This window comes from Cohaesibacter celericrescens, from assembly GCF_002866925.1.
GTDB classification, from domain to species: Bacteria; Pseudomonadota; Alphaproteobacteria; order Rhizobiales; family Cohaesibacteraceae; genus Cohaesibacter; species Cohaesibacter celericrescens.
Genome location: NZ_PKUQ01000001.1, coordinates 127,390 through 146,376, shown reverse-complemented (window position 1 = coordinate 146,376; position 18,987 = coordinate 127,390). Strand labels below are relative to the sequence as shown.

Genomic DNA, 18,987 nt, shown 5'->3' with positions numbered 1-18,987 from the left:
TTGGTTCGCCCCTTTGTTGTTTTTGCGCCTGCCTTTGCCTTCGGTCGTGAGAGATATTTAGGCCATTGCCTTTTGTAGATTTTGGTCCACGGCATCCAGGAAGCCCGTGGTTGATAGCCATTGTTGGTCCGGACCGACGAGCAAAGCCAGATCCTTGGTCATTTTACCGCTTTCGACTGTGTCGATGATTACTTTTTCCAAGGTCGACGCGAACTTGGCCAGTTCTGCGTTATCATCCAGTTTTGCACGATGCTTCAGGCCGCCAGTCCAAGCGTAAATGGAGGCGATGGAGTTGGTGGATGTCGCCTCTCCCGCCTGATGCTGTCTATAATGACGGGTGACCGTGCCGTGGGCGGCTTCAGCTTCGACAATTTTTCCGTCCGGCGTCATCAGTTGGGACGTCATCAGGCCGAGAGAGCCAAAGCCTTGTGCCACGGTGTCAGACTGAACATCACCATCGTAGTTTTTACAGGCCCAAATGAAACCACCATTCCACTTCATACAGCAGGCAACCATGTCATCGATCAGACGATGCTCATAATAGATGCCTTTTTCTTTGAATTCGGTTTCAAATTCTTGCTCATAGATCTCTTGGAACAGGTCCTTGAAGCGGCCATCATAGGCTTTCAAAATGGTGTTCTTGGTCGACAGATATACTGGCCATCCCAGATTGAGGCCATAGTTTAAAGACGCGCGGGCAAAATCACGAATGGAGTCATCAAGGTTATACATGGCCATAGCGACGCCCGCAGAAGGAGCGTCGTAGACCTCTTTTTCAATAATTGTGCCGTCTTCTCCAACAAATTTCATGGTCAGCTTGCCTTTGCCGGGGAAGCGGAAGTCGGTTGCGCGATATTGATCGCCAAAAGCATGGCGTCCAATCACCATCGGTTGCGTCCAGCCGGGAACGAGGCGCGGCACATTGCGACAAATGATTGGCTGGCGGAACACGACGCCACCAAGAATGTTGCGAATAGTGCCGTTGGGCGAGCGATACATACGCTTGAGACCAAACTCTTCCATGCGCTGCTCATCTGGTGTGATCGTGGCGCATTTGATGCCGACACCATGTTTTTTGATGGCTTCTGCTGCATCAACTGTAATTTGGTCGTCTGTTCTGTCGCGCTCTTCAATGCCGAGATCATAATATTTGAGGTCGATATCCAAATAGGGAAGGATTAGTTTTTGTTTGATGAAATCCCAGATGATGCGGGTCATTTCATCGCCGTCTAGTTCAACGACCGGATTGGCAACCTTAATCTTCGACATATAACAGACCTCATCATAAAAGTGCCTGATCCTGAAGATCCCGTCATCGGGACATATCGTGCCTTTGGATCAGGCGTAAGTTCGTATGTTTCCCTATAGCACTCCCTGTTGGGTCCGGAAAAGTGCACAATGGGGTGTTCTTATCCCAAAGACTGCCCTTTGGAAGCTGTTCGCACACAGTTTCTTTTAGGCATTTGCTTCAATGTTAGGCTGGGTCTTGAAAAAAGCATCCTTTTGCTCCACTACAGCTTTCAATTCCGTGCTTTGCAGTGTGCGGCATCTGGCACTCAATTCCCTGATCAAAGGGATGATGTTCAACAAAAACATGAAAGAATGAAGCAATATGGATCCGGTGATTATTCTGGTTGAACCGCAATTGGGGGAAAATATCGGAACCGCTGCGCGCGCTATGGCCAATTTTGGCGTGACAGATTTGCGCCTTGTACGGCCACGGGACGGTTGGCCTAGCGAGAAAGCCCGCAATGCTGCCAGTCGTGCGGATCACGTGATTGAAAAGACCAAAATTTTCGAAACGCTGGAAGAAGCGCTGGCCGATCTTGACTATGTTCTTGCAACAACAGCGCGGCAGCGGGATATGCTCAAGCCTGTTCGGCATCCGGTCGAGGCAGCACAAGTGATGCGCCAGACAATCAAAGAGGGTGGTAAGGTTGGCGTGATGTTCGGCCGCGAACGCTGGGGGCTGGAAAATGACGAGATCGTGCTGGCAAACGAAATCCTCACCTTGCCGGTGGATCCAAATTTTTCTTCACTCAATATTGCGCAGGCGGTGCTGATCATTTGCTATGAATGGCGTATGTCGGGCAACGAACGTGAAGCCGCTTTGCCGTTTGAGACGCCAGATGTCCAGCGCGCAAGCAAAGAAGAGATGGTCGGGTTGTTTGAACATCTGGAACAGGCCCTGGATGAGGCCAGTTTCTTCCGACCAGCTGAAAGACGCGTGCATATGGTGCGTAACTTGCGCACTATTTTGCAAAAGGGCGATTGGGCCGAACAGGAAGTGCGCACATTGCGCGGAGTTGTTGCAGCTCTGCAGCGTGGGCCGAGAGACGACGACAAGTAAGAGCTAGCGCTACAATCGGCAGTGGGTTTTGAAGGCCGGTGAACGGTATACTGACTGCTTGACAATGGAATTTCGACATGTTTCGGGATAAAGATCCGCGCATATTGGTATTTGATTCCGGCTTCGGTGGGTTGTCTGTTCTGTCTGCGTTGGTTGAGACATTGCCATTTGCCGACTATATCTATCTCGCGGACGATGCCCGTTTTCCATATGGTGATTTGTCTGATGATGCCTTAACCAATGGCCTGATCGATATCATCCGGCAAGCCCTTCAGGAGTTTAGTCCTGATCTGCTGGTGGTGGCATGCAATACGGCTTCAACGGTCGCACTTAAGGCCCTGCGTGAGGCTTTTGCGATACCGATTGTCGGGATCGTTCCAGCGATCAAGCTTGCGGCCAGTGCTACGCGCTCGCGGCGTTTTGCTGTGCTCGCCACACCGGGCACTATCCGGCGATCTTTTACGCGAGATCTGATCAATGATTTTGCCGCAGGATGCAGCGTAGACCTCATCGCCTGTACCAAGCTTGCTGGATTGGCGGAAGATTTTGTTTTGAACGGTCAGAGCAACAAGTCTGCTGTTTGGTCTGAAATAGAGAGTGCGTTTTGTATAGCTGATGGTCCTGACGTCGACGTTATTGTGTTGGGTTGTACTCATTATCCTCTGTTGTTGCCGGTGTTGTTGGAGGTTGCACCTCGGCCGGTCTTATGGCTAGACCCAGCACCAGCGGTGGCACGCCGCGTTATGCATTTGCTGGGGCAGGAATGGCAAGATTGTCTGGCTGATTCCAATCTGAACAATGTTGGCCATAGATTTGGATTGACCTTCGTTGCCACGGGAGGTGGTGAAGACAGGCTCCGCAAAGCGTGGATCGCATTGCGAGGCTGTTCGTAATATTTGGCGCGATACACATAATTATTGGATCTGTTGCCGTGCTTATGGCGACTGACGGTAAAAATGAGCAGGAAATCAGCAAATTCTGAGCAATGCGGTTTGACTCTGTGCGATAAAGGCTCTAAACACCTGATCAATCGATGAGGGGCTTGTTCTGCAGCCCCCCTTTGGTTTTTACGCACCCGTGAGGATTGAGGAGCGCATCTTCGATCTTCTGTCGGATCCGGCCTTGGCCTGTGATCCTAGGAGGGGCGCGTTTTCTAAACAAGAACAAGGTACTTCAATCCGTGAAGTGGCCTGAAAACAAGGAAAACACGCGATGACTAAGCGCCATTCGCAGAAATACAAAATTGACCGCCGTATGGGCGAGAATATTTGGGGTCGTCCTAAGTCCCCAGTGAACCGCCGTGAATATGGTCCAGGTCAACATGGTCAGCGCCGTAAAGGCAAAATGTCTGACTTTGGTTTGCAGCTTCGTGCGAAACAGAAGTTGAAAGGTTACTACGGTAACATCTCCGAGAAGCACTTCCTGCGCATCTATAAAGAAGCGAACCGGATCAAAGGCGATACCTCGGAAAACTTGATCGGTCTGTTGGAGTCCCGTTTGGATGCCATCGTTTACCGTTCTAAATTCGTTGCTACCGTGTTTGCTGCGCGTCAGTTCGTCAACCACGGCCACGTTCATGTGAACGGCAAACGCGTCAACATTCCTTCCTACCGTCTTAAAGTAGGTGACCTTGTTGAAGTGCGTGATCGTTCCAAACAGCTTGCTTTCGTTCTGGAAGCAACCCAGCTGGCTGAACGCGATGTGCCTGACTATTTGACAGTTGATCACAACAAAATGACCGCGACTTACAATGCGATTCCACAGCTGGCGGACGTTCCGTACCCAGTTGTCATGGAACCAAACCTCGTGGTCGAATTCTACTCCCGTTAAGGGACTGACTATACCGTTGAATTTGCAAAAGGCCGCCTTTATCGGGCGGCCTTTTGTGTTTTTGTTGAGCTGTGTGGATCTCTTTGCTACAGCATCACCATCTGATTTGACTGGAAAGAGCTTCTATGAGTGATTTAGCCACACCGTCTGTTGTTGAACCTGCCCTCCAGCCCGCTATTCAAGGCGAAGAGGATGACCTGTGCCATCCTATGTTCCGCAAGGCACCCAGTTCCGTTGCTTTTAAAAAGCTGCGTAAACGGCTTTTGCGCAATGTGCGGGCGGCAATGGACGACTTTAATATGACAACCAGAAAACAGAAGTTTTTGGTTTGTCTGTCAGGTGGCAAGGATTCCTATGCGCTTTTGGCTTTGTTGCTGGATTTGAAATGGCGCGGGGTGCTGGATGCAGACCTGTTAGCCTGCAATCTGGATCAGGCCCAGCCGGGCTTCCCGTCCGATGTGTTGCCGCGGTTTTTTGAAGAGCATGAGATTCCGTATCATATCGAGCGGCAAGACACCTATTCCATCGTCAAAGAGAAGATCCCTGAGGGCAAAACCTATTGCTCGCTCTGTTCTCGCTTGCGGCGTGGCAACCTATATCGTGTGGCGCGTGAGCATGGCTGTGATGCGGTTTTGCTGGGCCATCACCGCGATGATATGCTGGAGACGTTCTTTCTCAATCTGATGCATGGTGGGCGCTTGGCGACCATGCCGCCAAAGCTGAAGAATGAGGAGGGGGATTTAATGCTTTTCCGTCCGCTCGCCTATTGTGAAGAATCTGATCTGGAGAAATTTGCCACTCTGATGCAATTTCCGATCATTCCATGCGATCTATGCGGCTCACAGGACGGTTTGCAGCGGCAACAGGTCAAAGCCATGTTGCAAGGGTTTGAAGCCCAACATAAGGGGCGCACGCAGGTAATGTTCCGTGCTCTGTCCAACATCCGACCATCTCACATGCTTGATCCCAAGCTGTTTGATTTTCAGGGTCTGTCTATTGATGATGAACGGGCAGGGGCGGACGATGACGATGGAGAGGGTTGTGGGGCCGTTTCGGCTTTGGCCGAGAGTTTCTTGGCTATGCACGAAGACTGAAGGGTTTTGATCACTCAATAAAAAACCCGGATCAATGATCCGGGTTTTTTGATTCGGCGCTGATGGCCAATCAAGCTGAGACTTTGGAATTGACCAAGGTCTGCAGTTCCTGATTTTGGAACATTTCGCGGATGATATCACAACCACCAACAAATTCACCTTTGACATAAAGCTGGGGAATGGTTGGCCAATTGGAAAAATCTTTGATGCCCTGACGCAGATCGTCATTTTCCAGTACATTGATGCCTTTGTAAGGGACGTCCAGATAGTCCATGATCTGAACAACCTGTCCGGAGAACCCGCACTGAGGGAAGCTTGGGCTACCCTTCATGAAGAGCACAATGTCGTTGGATTTTACTTCGTTTTCAATCCAGTCTTTGATATCGCTCATAATCCGTCCTTTGCGCAATTGATAAGACCGTGTTTGCAAAAGACTGCCCGGGGAAGCATTGCCTTTGGTCAAGTCGCGGCCTGAAGCGTTGTCTATTGTGGCAATCCGCTTTCTTGGGTGCCACTGGAAATTAATCCGGTATGGAGGTTTGCAAAGCCAGAGCGTGTAGTTCACCGCCCATGTTGCCTTGCAGGGCCTCATAAACCATCTGATGCTGCTGTACACGAGATTTGTCGCGGAAGCTTTCCGATACAACCTCGGCAGCAAAATGGTCGCCGTCGCCAGCCAAATCGCGAATGACAACTTTGGCATCCGGTAGGGCGGTCTTGATTAGAGTTTCTATTTCGCTTGCGTCCATCGGCATGCTGGTCTCCTCATTTCTTGATTTTGGCAGAGAAGACAGAATTACGCAATTATCCGTATTCTGTTGCGATCATTTATTCTGCCCATTCTGCCTTTCTCGCATGAAGAAAGGCAGAATGTGTGTTTGCACAAGCGTCTCTTTTAGACTGGGTCTGGTCAAGCTGAATTTTTAGACAATCACCAGTCAAATATTTGGCATCGGTTTAGACCTCTTGCGCCATGAACTCAGGGAACCAGTTTTCATGGCTGTCTTTGAGTGTTGCGACCGAGACTGCACCGTATCCTTTAACAGAAACCGTGTCGCCTGCAATGGTGCCAAGTTGTTCAGCCTGAATGCCAGCTTCTTTCGCTTTGGTGACCATTGCTTCAGCGACGTCTGAACCGCAGGTAATCAAATAGCGGGCCTGATCCTCTGCATAGAAAGCAATATGGGTGTTCTCAACTGGCAGTTCAATGGTGCAGCCAAGGTTTGACCGCATGGCCATCTCAGCCAGAGCGACACCAAGGCCACCGTCTGAAATATCATGCGCCGCATTGATGGAACCAGCGCGGATCTCGGTGCGGACAAAGTCGCCATGGCGTTTTTCAGCGGCTAAATCAACGCTTGGAGGCGCACCTTCCTCGCGTCCCAGCATGTCACGCAAATAGAGGCTTTGGCCCATTTCAGAGCCATGGCCACCAACCAGAATGAGTGCATCCCCTTCCGCAACAAATCCGTTGCCGATGGCCATGTCGACGTCGGGCAAGAGGCCAACAGCTCCAATGGCTGGAGTTGGCAGAATCGCTTCGCCTGATGTCTCGTTATATAGAGAGACGTTGCCTGAAACGATTGGCATGTTCAGCATTTCGCATGCTTGCCCCAATCCTTTGATACAACCGACGAACTGTCCCATGATTTCGGGTTTTTCTGGGTTGCCAAAGTTGAGGTTGTCGGTAGTAGCCAATGGCTCTGCGCCGACAACATTCAGGTTGCGCCAGCTTTCTGCTACGGCCTGCTTGCCACCTTCAAATGGGTCTGCTTTACAATAGCGGGGCGTTACATCAACGGTAAAGGCGAGACCTTTTTGGGTGCCATCAACGCGGATGACTCCGGCATCGCCACCGGGGCGTTGTTTGGTGTTGCCCTGAATCATCGTGTCATATTGTTCCCAAACCCAACGGCGGGACGACAGATCTGGAGTGCCGACCATTTTGACCAGACTTTCTAGCAAGTCAGCGGGAGCGGGTACGGTCGCAGGATCCAATTTGGCCGGTTTGGGTGTCTCGATCCAAGGGCGATCATACTCAGGTGCATCATCGCCGAGTTTTTTAATCGGCAGATCTGCGACTTTTTCTCCATTGTGATAGACGCGGAACCTTAGATTGTCGGTTGTCATTCCGCATTCGGCAAAGTCCAGTTCCCACTTGCGGAATACAGCTTCCGCCGCTTCGCGTTTGTCAGGATGCAGCACCATCAGCATGCGTTCTTGAGATTCTGACAGCATCATCTCATAGGGTGTCATATTCTCTTCGCGCACGGGCACCTTGTTAAGGTCCAGATCAATGCCGAGATTGCCTTTGGCTCCCATTTCAACAGCGGAACAGGTCAGACCGGCTGCGCCCATATCCTGGATGGCGATGACGGCACCGGTTGTCATCAGTTCGAGCGTGGCTTCCATCAGGCGTTTTTCGCTGAATGGATCGCCAACTTGAACGGTTGGGCGTTTTTCAGCAGAATCATCATCAAATTCTGATGATGCCATGGTCGCGCCGCCAACACCGTCACGTCCGGTTTTAGCACCCAGATAGACAACAGGCATGCCAACGCCTTTGGCTTCTGACAGGAAGATCTTGTCTGCATCGGCCAGACCTGCAGCAAAAGCATTGACCAGACAGTTGCCATTGTAGGACGGATGGAAATCCACCTCGCCACCAACAGTGGGTACGCCAAAGCAGTTGCCATAGCCACCCACACCGGCAACAACACCAGAAACAACGTGGCGGGTGCGCTCATGGTCGGGCATGCCAAACCGCAGCGCGTTCATGGCCGCGACCGGACGCGCGCCCATGGTGAATACATCACGCAGAATGCCGCCAACGCCTGTGGCTGCGCCTTGGTAGGGTTCGATATAGGAGGGGTGGTTGTGGCTTTCCATTTTGAAAACCACGGTCTGGCCATCGTCAATGTCAACCACACCTGCGTTTTCACCCGGTCCTTGCAATACGCGAGGGCCCTTGGTTGGTAAGGTACGCAGCCAAAGCTTGGAGCTTTTGTAGGAACAGTGTTCGTTCCACATTGCTGAAAAAATACCAAACTCGGTGAAGGTGGGCTCGCGGCCGATCAGCTCAAGAATATGCTCATATTCTTCGGGTTTGAGCCCATGAGAGGCGATCAATTCCGGAGTGATCTTGATTTCTGTCGGGATCATGCCACCTTCTCCAATAGGCTTTCAAACAAGCCGCGGCCATCGAGGCCACCATGCAGGTCTTCAATGAGGTTTTCGGGATGAGGCATCATACCCAGAATTGTACCGCGAGCGTTCATGATGCCCGCGATGTTGTTGCGTGAACCGTTGATGTTTGCGTCTTTGGTGATCTCGCCATTTGCATCGCAATAGCGGAAAAGAACACGGCCATCGTCTTCGAGCATTGCCAAGGTTTCATCATCGGCAAAATAATTGCCGTCATGATGCGCAACAGGGCATCGCATCACCTGATTCTTTTTATAGGCGCTGGTGAAGATGGTGTCTTGCCGTTCAACACGCAGCAAAGCTTCCTTGCAAATAAAATGCAGGCCAGCGTTGCGCATCAAAGCGCCTGGCAGGATGCCCGTCTCTGTCAAAATCTGAAAGCCATTGCAAACACCCAGAATGCGTACGCCTTGTTTGGCTTTATCCAACAGATCCGCCACAATGGGGGACCGTGCCGCGATCGCTCCAGAGCGCAGATAATCGCCATAGGAAAAGCCGCCAGGCAAAATGATCAGATCGGCATCAGGGATTTGGGTCTCGGCATGCCAGACCATCATGGGATCACTTCCGGAAATGGAGCGCACGGCGGCGGCCATGTCATGCTCACGATTGGTTCCGGGGAATACAAGGATGGCAGTTTTCATCAGTCCTGCTCCGGTTTGTTGTGGTTTCAGCAGCCAAATTATGGCCTGTCATAGAAGAAAAAATACCGCGAGCGTAGAGGCGACGACCGGAATGAGAATGAAGATAGCGGCTTTCATCAGCATAAAACGGATGGCTTTGGCAGCTTCTTCTTTCTGATTAAAGCGGGCCTCTTGTGTGGCGCCAGCATCAGGGTCCGTCATTTTTCCTGTTGGCTCTTGGGTAAGCGGTGGTCTTTCCATCTGTGCACTTTGTCCCTTCCTGCCCTAGTCGCAGATCAGGCGGTTCAGAGGATCTCGATTTGATAGTTTTCGATGACAGTGTTGGCCAATAGCTTTTCACACATATCAGAAAGCCTGGTCTGTGCAGTGTCCTTATCGGTGTCAGCGAGCGCGATGTCGATCACCTTGCCCTGACGAACCGAATCGACGCCGTCAAAGCCCAATGCACCCAGAGCGCCTTCAATGGCCTTGCCCTGAGGGTCCAGAACGCCGTTTTTCAGTGTGACGGTGATGCGTGCTTTCATCTTTTTGCTTTCCTAGTTTCCCAGTCCTGTTGTCTCGCCTGTCGCGACAGGGATGGGGAGAGGCAGAAGGATTAATGGAAAAAGGCAGGCGTTTGGCCTGCCTTTGCATGTTATTTGACCAGAACAGGGCCTTTGCCGCTGTGCTCTGGAGCGGAATTCATGATGATGCCTAGCCGCTTGGCCACTTCTTGGTATGCTTCGAGCATACCGCCCATATCGCGGCGGAAACGGTCTTTATCCAATTTGTCGTTGGATTCAATGTCCCACAAACGGCAGGAATCAGGGGAGATCTCGTCGGCTAGAATAACGCGCATTGTGTCGCCTTCGAAATAGCGACCGCATTCGATCTTGAAGTCGACGAGACGAATGCCCACGGCGCGGAACATGCCGCACAGATAGTCATTGATGCGAATGGCGAGAGCCATGATGTCATCGATTTCCTGCGGGGAAGCCCAGCCAAATGCTGTGATGTGCTCTTCGGATACCATCGGGTCATCCAGCTCATCTTTTTTGTAGCAAAATTCAATGATCGACCGTGGCAACTGGGTGCCTTCTTCCAGTCCCAAACGTTTTGCGATGGAACCCGCAGCTACGTTGCGTATGATGACCTCAAGAGGAATGATCTCGCATTCTTTGATGAGCTGCTCGCGCATGTTCAGGCGGCGAATGAAATGGGTCTGAATGCCGATATCGTTCAGGTTCGAGAATATGAACTCTGAAATGCGGTTATTCAGAACGCCTTTGCCATCGATGATTTCATGCTTCTTGTTATTGAAAGCAGTAGCATCGTCCTTGAAATGGGCAATCAGAGTGCCAGGCTCTGGACCTTCATAAAGAATTTTGGCTTTGCCTTCATAGATCCTGCGACGACGATTCATGAGCGTTGTACCGTTCGGTTAAGCCCAGGGCTTGGGCTGTTGGATGGAGCATAAAGCCTGCGTGTGACAGGAGGTCTGCTGCTGACTTATGTTGTAGCAATTATATTTCAATCAAGCTGCACCGGAATGCGCAGCATAGAATTCTGTGATCGGACTGGCGGCTGTTGCCCCCTATGAGAATCAGACTTTGGAGCCTGTAAACTATAAACCATTTGTGCTCGGAATTGGGGCTCGCGGCAAAGAATCCATGCCGAGCGCGCGCGGTCGAGCACTCAAGCCCGCTGATTAGCGAATTCTGCGCTGAATCACAATCTTTGAAACGTCAAAAGTTCCAGTTTTTTGCCAATAATATTCTAGTGCTGACTTGATGGCAGCAGTCGCCACTAAGATGTGTTGGAAATGAGCGCATTGCTGGGGCGTTTGCTGGTTTGGGACGGGGCTCTGACGTGGTGTAATTTCAACGATCCTGTGTATTTTGTGGTATAGTAAAGGGAGGAGGTTGAGGTCTGTTTATGCTGCCCTCAGACCAAAGTTTGAGGGAAATTGGCTTGGGTCCTGTTGTTTTTTTGCCTGCACCAAGTATAGGTGAGAACAAGCAGGTGCCGGTGTTTGCCTGATCGGGAGGGATTTTATGACGACATTTGAAAAGCGAGAGGATGGTTTTGAAGCCCGCTTCGCACATGACGAAGAATTGCGCTTTAAAGCGACCGCGCGTCGGAACAAATTGCTCGGGCTGTGGGCTGCTGAAAAACTGGGTCTTGATGCTGAAGAAGCGGGCGAATATGCGAAAGAAGTTGTTCGTTCTGATTTTTTGGAACCGGGCGAGGAAGATGTGTTTCGGAAAATCCAATCCGATTTTAAAGACAATGGCGTTGATCAATCCGAACACCGTATTCGCCGTACCATGGCAGAGTTGATGCAGACCGCAGTTAAGCAATTGACCGATGGTGATTAGCGCACTTTGCGTCTTTTGATCATCTTTAGACTTCAAATTTATAGAGCCTGATGATTTTTCATCAGGCTCGTTTTGTTTCTACTCATTTGTTTTGAATGTTCACATAAGGATAACTTGCCGCACGCCTACTTGATATAAGTCAGCGCCAAGTGGAAATTATGCATCCATTATTCATCATTGAATATGGACCTGCGCTATAGCTTTCCGGGGATCCGTGGCTGTTTGCGTGTAGTTGCATGGGAGACCTACATGCTGAAACTGACTGCAATTTTTTACATTATTATCGCACCAACGTTGGCGGGGATTTGTGCTCTGGTGCCGTTGAGTATGTCTGGTACGTTGGATTTTGATCCTACTTTTTTTGTGTCTTTTGTGATCGCCGGTGCGGTTTTGGCTCTGCCTGTGTCTTGGTTCGTCGCCAAGCGTATCAGCGCAGCTGTTTCCAAGAAGGGGCCTCGTGCGGTCGTGTGATTTGAGTGTTGTAAAATACAAAAGGCCCGATCATTGCTATCGGGCCTTTTTGTTTTCTACGGTGATCTTAAGACAGGTCTCGCATGAAATTAGCGAAGGTCATCAAGCCCTCTGGCCAAGGACCTTGGCCACTTTCGTCATTGATGTGGCCGGTTTCGCCAGCATCAACAAGCGTAGATCCCCATTTGTTGCCATAATGGACGGCTGTGTCATAGGCACAATAGGGATCGCTTCGCGAGGCTACTAGAATGGACGGGAAGGGTAATTTGTGTTCTGGAATGGGCGCAAAGTGCCTGATGAGTTCTGGCACATGCTCATCGCTTTCTACATTGGGCAAACCAACAAGGAACGCACCTTTCACCAGGCCAGGCTTGATCGCATGTGCTGCCTTCACTGCCGCGACGACACCCAGAGAATGTGCGACCAGAACGGCAGGGCGATTTGCTGCTTCCACATCACGCAATATGGTGCTGACCCAGCTTTCCAGCTGAGGGTTTGACCAATCTGCCTGCTCAATGCGTCGCGCAGATCTGATTTTTGCTTCCCAGCGGGATTGCCAGTGGTCGGGGCCGGAATTATCCAGCCCCGGAATGATGAAAATGTCTGCTTCAGACGCCTTCATATTCTGCCCCTTTGTTTTGACTGTGTCGTTGTCTTGCGTTTAGCCAAAAACGCGCTTGAAGATGACATCGACATTTTTGGTGTGATAGCCAAGATCAAAGCGATCACGGATGTCGTCTTCAGACAAGTAGGTACGAACATCTTCATCGGCAAGCAGCTCGGTAAGGAAATCAACACCGGCATCACCGGAGACCTGATAGCTGTCCCACACTTTCATAGCATTGCGCTGTACCAGTCGGTAGGCGTCTTCACGGGACGAGCCGGCCTGTGTCAGGGCAAGGAGAATACGTTGGGAGTGTACCAGACCGCCCAAACGATCCATGTTGCCCATCATGCGCTCTGGATAAACCAACAGCTTGTCTATCACGCCTGTGAGGCGTGCCAGAGCGAAGTCTAGCGTGACGGTGGTATCTGGGCCAATCATACGCTCAACGGAAGAGTGTGAAATGTCCCGCTCATGCCAAAGAGCAACATTTTCCATCGCTGGCGTTACGGCCATGCGAACCAGACGGGTCAGACCTGTCAGGTTTTCGGTCAGGATGGGGTTGCGTTTGTGCGGCATGGCCGAAGAGCCTTTTTGGCCCTTAGAGAAGAATTCTTCTGCTTCCAACACTTCTGTGCGCTGAAGGTGGCGAATTTCAGTGGCAACGCGCTCGATGGAGGACGCAATCACCCCCAATGTAGCAAAGAACATGGCATGGCGGTCACGAGGAATAACTTGGGTTGAAACTGGTTCTACCTGTAGGCCCAAGGCTTTTGCAACATGTTCTTCAACGGCAGGGTCAATGTTAGCGAAGGTTCCTACTGCACCAGAAATGGCACAGGTAGCAATTTCTTCGCGAGCGGCGATCAAACGCTTTTTGCAGCGGTCAAACTCGGCGTAGGCTTCTGCCAGCTTTAAGCCAAAGGTTACAGGCTCGGCGTGAATGCCGTGTGACCGGCCAATGCAGACAGTGTTCTTGTGTTCCATCGCGCGACGTTTGAAGGCGTCGAGCAGGGTGTCCAGATCTGCCAGAAGCAGGTCCGCTGCTTGGGTCAACTGAACGCTGAGGCAGGTGTCTAAAACGTCGGAAGAGGTCATGCCCTGATGAATGAAGCGGGCATCAGGTCCAACGATCTCGGCCAGATGGGTCAAGAATGCAATCACATCATGCTTGGTTTCCCGCTCGATTTCGTCAATGCGAGCAATATCGAAAGTGGCAGCGTTGCCCTTTTCCCAAATGGTCTTGGCTGCTGCCTCTGGAATGACGCCGAGTTTGGCCAATGCGTCACATGCGTGGGCCTCGATTTCGAACCAGATACGGAATTTATTCTCTGGGGACCAGATGTCGACCATTTCGGGGCGGGAATAACGAGGGATCATGTCAATTGCCTGTCTAATTGGGTTAGCGAGCGCGTGGTGCGCGCATCTGCGGGATTTCTATTGTGTTTTGTTCTATTGCGCTTTTTCGGCGGCTTCGCGAATGCGGGCTATGTTGTCGCGGTAGGCGTCAATGGAATTGCCTTTGAAAACCGCTGAGCCTGCGACAAGAATGTTGGCTCCTGCTGCTGCGACGAGTGGCGCGGTTTGCGTGGTGATGCCGCCATCAATCTGGATGTCTATGTCGCGGTCGCCGATCATTTCGCGCACGCGGCGGGTTTTGTCGACGGTGGAAGGCAGGAACGACTGACCGCCAAAACCGGGATTGACGCTCATCAACAGCACCATATCCACTTTATCGAGCACATATTCAATAACGCTTTCATGGGTTCCGGGATTGAGCGAAACCCCTGCCAATTTGCCCATGGCTTTGATGGCCTGAAGCGAGCGATCCAGATGAACGCCCGCTTCGGCGTGCACTGTGATCATGTCCGATCCGGCGTCTGCAAAATCCTCCAGATAGGGATCGGCAGGAGAGATCATCAGGTGGCTATCGATCAATTTTTCGGTATAGGGGCGAATTGCGCGTACAACCTGAGGGCCAAAAGTGATGTTTGGAACAAAATGGCCATCCATGACATCAACGTGTATCCAGTCACATCCAGCCTCATCAATGGCTTTGACTTCTTCGCCAAAGCGGGCAAAATCTGAAGCGAGGATGGAAGGGGCGATTTTAATGGGTCGCGCCATGAGTTTTGCTGTCCTTGATTGAGAGAAGAGTGTTGGCTTCGCGGGTAACACATTATAGCGGGTTTGGGCAAGTTTAGAGCGGCACAAGTTTCTTCTTTTTGTTGCCTTTGTTGCATCAAGGTGCTGCTTTTTTGTCATGCGGACATGATGGTGTTGTTTTTATTATGACAGGGCTCTCACCAATTGCTAAAAATTGGATATTGGATGCATTTTTATAGACCGCTTTATAAAGACATGACAGACTGAGAATATGACCCCTATTGCAGTGTCTCGTGACAAACGGGATGGTGGGGCTTGACGATGTATTTTACTCGTTCACTCGTTTAACAAAAATTGATTTAACCTGAGGATATGTGATGCGCTACGATGTGGTTGTTCTGGGGGGCGGTATTGTTGGCGTAAGCACTGCGTTGCATTTGCAGGCGGCTGGTCAACGGGTGGCCTTGATCGATCGGCGGGAGCCGGGTGAAGAAACCTCTCATGGCAACGCAGGGATCATTGAACGCGATGGCTATGTGCCGTTGACGCTTCCCAACAAAATCACCGAAATTTTGAAATATATGTCCAACCGGCAAGTGGCGATGCATTACCATCCGACATTTATGCCAAAGATGGCCAGTTGGCTCTGGCGGATGTGGCGCCTGTCCAACCCTGCTGGCATTGATATCTATGCTCAAGGCGTCGCGCCTCTGCGCGCCAATGCGATTCTGGAGCATGAGTATTTGGCCAGGGATGCAGGCGTGATGGATGAATTCCGCTACACTGGCTGGATCAATCTTTATCACAGTGCCAAAAGCTTTGCTGGCACTGAGGCTGCTTTGCGCTATGCCGATATGTTCGGGATAGACTTTGAAGTGCTTGGTATGGACGGTTTGGAAGACCTTGAACCACATGTTGATTTTAGCCACAAAGACAAAGGCATTCTCTGGAAAGGCTGTGTCTCGGTTCCATCGCCAAAGCGGATCACCAAAGCTTATGCTGCGCTTTTTGCTGAGCGCGGTGGTGACGTGCGGATAGGGGAAGCTTTGAGCCTGAAGCGGGAAGGGGACGATTGGACTGTCTCTTGCACCGATGGGTCCGTCTCTGCACCCAAGGTGGTGGTCGCTTTGGGGCCGTGGAGTATGGATTTACTCAAGCCGATGGGCTATCGCCTGCCCTTGGCGACCAAGCGTGGCTATCATCAGCATTTTGCCAGTCTTGACGGCGCAGTGCTCAATCGGCCAATCGTGGATGAGGATATCGGTTTCTTGATGACTCCAACCGATCTTGGCATTCGGCTCACTTCAGGCATCGAATTTGCGCCGCGGGACGCACGCAAGACGCCGACGCAAATATACCGCGCGGCTGATTGGGCTCGACATTTGTATCCGTTGGGGGCACCGGTAGAAGATGAGCCATGGATGGGGGCACGGCCCTGTTTCCCCGATTCTCTGCCTGTGATCGATCAATCAGACAGGGATGTTGGCCTCTATTTCAATTTTGGTCACGGCCATATGGGCTTTGGCACGGGTCCCGTTACAGGGCGCCTCATGGCTGACATGGTCTTGGGGAAAACACCATCGATCAGTCCTTCGCCATTTTCCGCCAAGCGATTTTGATTTTGTTGCCTTGCTCTATTCGACAAGCGGGAGCGATGCGGTTTCTTTGACGGTGGAAACCACGATGCGTGATTGTACGTCTGAGACCAATTCCGAATTGAGAAGCTTAAAGCACAGGAAATTATCATAGGCTTTGATATCTTCGGTCACGACTTTGACCAAATAATCAACGGCGCCGGTGATGCGTTCGCAGATGACGACTTCTGGCCAGATGCTGACCAGCTTGTCGAATTCTTCCATATTTTTACGGCTAGGTACTGTCAATTTCACAAAGGCGTAGGAGACAAAGCCTAGTCCCACAGATTCGCGATCGATGATTGCGGTGATCTGTTTGAGAATACCGGATTCTTTGAGTTTTTTGATGCGACGCCAGCAAGGCGTTTGGGACATACCCGCCTGCTTTGCGATTTCAGCTATCGAAAGGGATGCATCATTCTGCAAAACTTTGAGTATCCGGATATCGCCAGAATCCAGCGTCAATTTTTCCATTTTTTACTCTCTTTAGAAGAAATCATCTAAAAACTACAAAGAAACTACGGGTTTGTATATATTATTTTTTTCGCCGTCATGCCGATTGTAAATAGATGTCATCACGCTTGTTCCTGTTTGCAGTCTAATGTGCTGCTCTGTGGCGCTATTGCAGAGGTTTGTTTTGCGCGCTCCAATGTCTATTAGCCCACTGGAGCTTGGCCTAAAAATTTACTTCTCCATGTTGGAAACAGGTCGTTTTGCTTGCTTTGTGCTTCATAGACGCCGCGCGCTATGGCCCGAGACATAGTGGCGGCGGCATAGGCACCAAGTGCGGCAAAAGCGCCATCGCCTTGGGGTAGGGGCTTGGTGCCTGTGGACAAGGCAAAAACAAGATCCCCATCCATCGGTGTATGGGATGGCCATAAGGCGCGGGAAAAGCCGTCATGGGTCATAATTGCCAGTCTTTTGGCTTGGGCTTTGGTCAGTGCTGCATCGGTGGCTATGATGCCTATCGTGGTGTTGCTGTTTTGCCCACCCATGCCATTTTGCATGGCCTGCAACTTGGTGTAAGGCGCGTCTACCTCCGATGGCATGGTGTCAGGCAATCCCAATCCACCAAATTCTGCGTTCTTTTCAAACGGTGCAGCCCAAAAATGCGGGCCATCGCCCATCGTTGCCCTTCCTAGTGCATTCACTGCAACCAAGGCTCCGAGGCGAATGCCGTTGGGGGCTTGCATCGAGGCAGAGCCCAAGCCGCCTTTGAGGCCCGCCGTCAGGGCTCCTGTGCCAGCGCCACTGCTGCCCAGATCGAAGTCGTGGCTTGCTGCTTCCGCTGCCTGCCAGCCCATATCCCAATAGGGTCCCTGTCGACCCCATGCTTTGTCCCCGCCGTTGATCAGATCAAACAAAATGGCTGCAGGAACAATCGGAACATTGACTGGTCCGACTGAAAAACCACGTCCTTGTTGCCGCAGCCAGCCCTGCACACCTCCGGCTGCGTCCAGACCAAAAGCCGAGCCACCAGACAGAACCAGTGCATCGACGGTCTCCACGGTTTGATCGGGATTGAGCAGTTCGGTGTCTCTTGTGCCCGGGGCTCCGCCCAGTATGGCGCAGGAAGCCACCATAGGGCGCTCGCAAATGAGGGCCGTTGTGCCAGATTTCAAAGCGTCATCGCTGACGTTGCCAACCAGAATTCCTTCAATGTCGGTGATCAGGTTTTTCATGGAAGGACCTTTTAGGTGGTGGAATGCGACGTGGCGGACGCTTTAAGTCCGATGAACAGAGAGGCTAGAACCGCAATGAGCCCCACAATCTGGAGCATAATCAGTTTTTCTCCGAGCGCAAAGACCGCAACTAGAAGTGTGCTGGTTGGCACAAGCGCGGTGAACAGGGCGCTGCTGGATGCGGGCACTGATTTGATGCCGACACACCAGAGATAGAAAGACACCACGCTCGCCGTGATGATGTAATAGACAGCCAGCAACCAAAAAGAGGCGTTGGCTTGTGGAATGACCCAGCCCCCATCCTGTATCATCAAAACGGGCAGCGTGATTGGAAGCGCCAATAGATGCACGATCATGGTGAGTGTCCAAGGTGGGATCATATTGGCATAACGGCGGGTCAAAATAGCAAAGATGGCTTCTGATGTGACCGCGGCCAATATGAGGCCATTGCCGAGTAGGGTTTGGGACCAGACATGACTGGATCCTGCGCTTGTTTCAGGGGTGGCCAAGTTGATGCAAGCAATGCCTACAACGGCAAGGGCGACTGAGAGTGCTTTTCTGGGTGAGACATATTCTCGTAAAACCAGCCAGCTGAGCAGCGCGATAATGGCAGGCAAGGATGACGCAATGATACCGGCATTGATGGCGGACGTATACTGGATGCCAATCAACATCAGGGTGGTAAAGCCAACCACGCCAAAGAGGGACAGTAAGAATATTTCAAACCACTGCCGTTTGGTCAGCGCCAAAAGGCTTGCGCGCGCCCCTTTTTCGGTCATAGCAAGCGGCACAAGGCAGGCACTGGCCAGCACAAAGCGCAACATGGCAAAGGAGGCGGGGGGCATTTCGGTGACGATAATTTTTCCCAATGCAACATTGATGCCGGTGAGGATCATTGCGGTGGCGAGTGCAAGATAGGCGAGCATTGGCGGTCACTCAGGCTTGAGGGGGGGGTGCTTAGGATAATCAAATCTCGTAGCTGCTAATAGCAGAAAAAAGCCCCAAAGCGAA

At 51.4% G+C, this 18,987-nt stretch carries 21 protein-coding genes; 7 read left to right on the top strand and 14 right to left on the bottom strand.

Annotated elements, in window-relative coordinates:
- Positions 1-57: 57 nt before the first annotated feature.
- Positions 58-1,269: an NADP-dependent isocitrate dehydrogenase gene (locus C0081_RS00725; protein ID WP_101531888.1), complete on the bottom strand. Its 1,212-nt coding sequence runs from the start codon at positions 1,267-1,269 to the stop codon at positions 58-60.
- A gap of 343 nt (positions 1,270-1,612) precedes the next feature.
- Between C0081_RS00725 and C0081_RS00720 the strand changes: the two genes are divergently transcribed.
- From C0081_RS00720 to ttcA, 4 genes are all read left to right on the top strand, one after another.
- Positions 1,613-2,350 (top strand): RNA methyltransferase, encoded by a 738-nt coding sequence (locus tag C0081_RS00720; RefSeq protein ID WP_101531887.1) that lies wholly within the window; start codon positions 1,613-1,615, stop codon positions 2,348-2,350.
- Positions 2,351-2,427: 77 nt separating this feature from the next.
- On the top strand, positions 2,428-3,243 hold the full coding sequence (gene murI, locus C0081_RS00715) for a glutamate racemase (RefSeq protein ID WP_101531886.1): 816 nt from the start codon (positions 2,428-2,430) through the stop codon (positions 3,241-3,243).
- A gap of 319 nt (positions 3,244-3,562) precedes the next feature.
- Positions 3,563-4,180, top strand: a complete 618-nt coding sequence (gene rpsD, locus C0081_RS00710; RefSeq protein WP_101531885.1) for a 30S ribosomal protein S4 — start codon at positions 3,563-3,565, stop codon at positions 4,178-4,180.
- Positions 4,181-4,389: 209 nt separating this feature from the next.
- Positions 4,390-5,274 (top strand): tRNA 2-thiocytidine(32) synthetase TtcA, encoded by an 885-nt coding sequence (ttcA, locus tag C0081_RS00705; RefSeq protein ID WP_245417836.1) that lies wholly within the window; start codon positions 4,390-4,392, stop codon positions 5,272-5,274.
- A 70-nt stretch (positions 5,275-5,344) separates the two neighbouring features.
- Here ttcA and grxD read toward each other — a convergent pair whose 3' ends face one another.
- From grxD to purC, 7 genes are all read right to left on the bottom strand, one after another.
- Positions 5,345-5,665: a Grx4 family monothiol glutaredoxin gene (gene grxD, locus C0081_RS00700; RefSeq protein WP_101532324.1), complete on the bottom strand. Its 321-nt coding sequence runs from the start codon at positions 5,663-5,665 to the stop codon at positions 5,345-5,347.
- 130 nt (positions 5,666-5,795) lie between these two features.
- A complete protein-coding gene (locus C0081_RS00695) occupies positions 5,796-6,029 on the bottom strand; it encodes a BolA family protein (protein ID WP_101531883.1) in 234 nt (77 codons plus the stop codon).
- A gap of 202 nt (positions 6,030-6,231) precedes the next feature.
- Positions 6,232-8,436, bottom strand: coding sequence for a phosphoribosylformylglycinamidine synthase subunit PurL (gene purL / locus C0081_RS00690; protein WP_101531882.1), 2,205 nt, complete (start codon positions 8,434-8,436; stop codon positions 6,232-6,234).
- Positions 8,433-9,122, bottom strand: a complete 690-nt coding sequence (purQ, locus tag C0081_RS00685) for a phosphoribosylformylglycinamidine synthase subunit PurQ (protein WP_101531881.1) — start codon at positions 9,120-9,122, stop codon at positions 8,433-8,435. Before purQ ends, purL begins: the two co-directional genes overlap by 4 nt.
- Before the next feature lie 48 nt (positions 9,123-9,170).
- Positions 9,171-9,362: a phosphoribosylformylglycinamidine synthase-associated small membrane protein gene (locus C0081_RS00680; protein WP_101531880.1), complete on the bottom strand. Its 192-nt coding sequence runs from the start codon at positions 9,360-9,362 to the stop codon at positions 9,171-9,173.
- A gap of 44 nt (positions 9,363-9,406) precedes the next feature.
- Complete coding sequence (gene purS / locus C0081_RS00675; RefSeq protein WP_101531879.1) at positions 9,407-9,646, bottom strand: phosphoribosylformylglycinamidine synthase subunit PurS; 240 nt, start codon at positions 9,644-9,646, stop codon at positions 9,407-9,409.
- 110 nt (positions 9,647-9,756) lie between these two features.
- Positions 9,757-10,524, bottom strand: coding sequence for a phosphoribosylaminoimidazolesuccinocarboxamide synthase (purC, locus tag C0081_RS00670; RefSeq protein WP_101531878.1), 768 nt, complete (start codon positions 10,522-10,524; stop codon positions 9,757-9,759).
- A 631-nt stretch (positions 10,525-11,155) separates the two neighbouring features.
- Here purC and C0081_RS00665 point away from each other — a divergent pair.
- Both C0081_RS00665 and C0081_RS00660 read left to right on the top strand, forming a co-directional pair.
- Positions 11,156-11,479, top strand: a complete 324-nt coding sequence (locus tag C0081_RS00665) for a DUF1476 domain-containing protein (protein WP_101531877.1) — start codon at positions 11,156-11,158, stop codon at positions 11,477-11,479.
- A 249-nt stretch (positions 11,480-11,728) separates the two neighbouring features.
- Positions 11,729-11,950, top strand: coding sequence for a hypothetical protein (locus C0081_RS00660; protein WP_101532323.1), 222 nt, complete (start codon positions 11,729-11,731; stop codon positions 11,948-11,950).
- Positions 11,951-12,017: 67 nt separating this feature from the next.
- Here the strand turns inward: C0081_RS00660 and C0081_RS00655 are convergent, their stop codons facing one another.
- From C0081_RS00655 to rpe, 3 genes are all read right to left on the bottom strand, one after another.
- Positions 12,018-12,572 (bottom strand): RBBP9/YdeN family alpha/beta hydrolase, encoded by a 555-nt coding sequence (locus C0081_RS00655; protein WP_101531876.1) that lies wholly within the window; start codon positions 12,570-12,572, stop codon positions 12,018-12,020.
- Positions 12,573-12,611: 39 nt separating this feature from the next.
- Entirely contained in the window at positions 12,612-13,934 is a 1,323-nt protein-coding gene (gene purB, locus C0081_RS00650) for an adenylosuccinate lyase (protein ID WP_101531875.1), read from the bottom strand.
- Between the two features lie 72 nt (positions 13,935-14,006).
- Complete coding sequence (gene rpe / locus C0081_RS00645; RefSeq protein ID WP_101531874.1) at positions 14,007-14,681, bottom strand: ribulose-phosphate 3-epimerase; 675 nt, start codon at positions 14,679-14,681, stop codon at positions 14,007-14,009.
- Positions 14,682-15,037: 356 nt separating this feature from the next.
- Between rpe and C0081_RS00640 the strand changes: the two genes are divergently transcribed.
- Positions 15,038-16,279, top strand: a complete 1,242-nt coding sequence (locus C0081_RS00640; RefSeq protein ID WP_245417820.1) for an NAD(P)/FAD-dependent oxidoreductase — start codon at positions 15,038-15,040, stop codon at positions 16,277-16,279.
- 15 nt (positions 16,280-16,294) lie between these two features.
- On the opposite strand, the gene C0081_RS00635 is transcribed toward C0081_RS00640, so the two are convergent.
- From C0081_RS00635 to C0081_RS00625, 3 genes are all read right to left on the bottom strand, one after another.
- Positions 16,295-16,768 carry an Lrp/AsnC family transcriptional regulator gene (locus C0081_RS00635; protein ID WP_101531872.1) on the bottom strand — a complete coding sequence of 158 codons (474 nt, stop codon included), beginning with the start codon at positions 16,766-16,768 and terminating at the stop codon, positions 16,295-16,297.
- Between the two features lie 182 nt (positions 16,769-16,950).
- On the bottom strand, positions 16,951-17,976 hold the full coding sequence (locus C0081_RS00630; protein ID WP_101531871.1) for a P1 family peptidase: 1,026 nt from the start codon (positions 17,974-17,976) through the stop codon (positions 16,951-16,953).
- Positions 17,977-17,987: 11 nt separating this feature from the next.
- The gene (locus C0081_RS00625; protein ID WP_101531870.1) at positions 17,988-18,902 is read right to left on the bottom strand and encodes a DMT family transporter; all 915 of its coding nucleotides are present in this window, start codon (positions 18,900-18,902) and stop codon (positions 17,988-17,990) included.
- Positions 18,903-18,987: the final 85 nt, after the last annotated feature.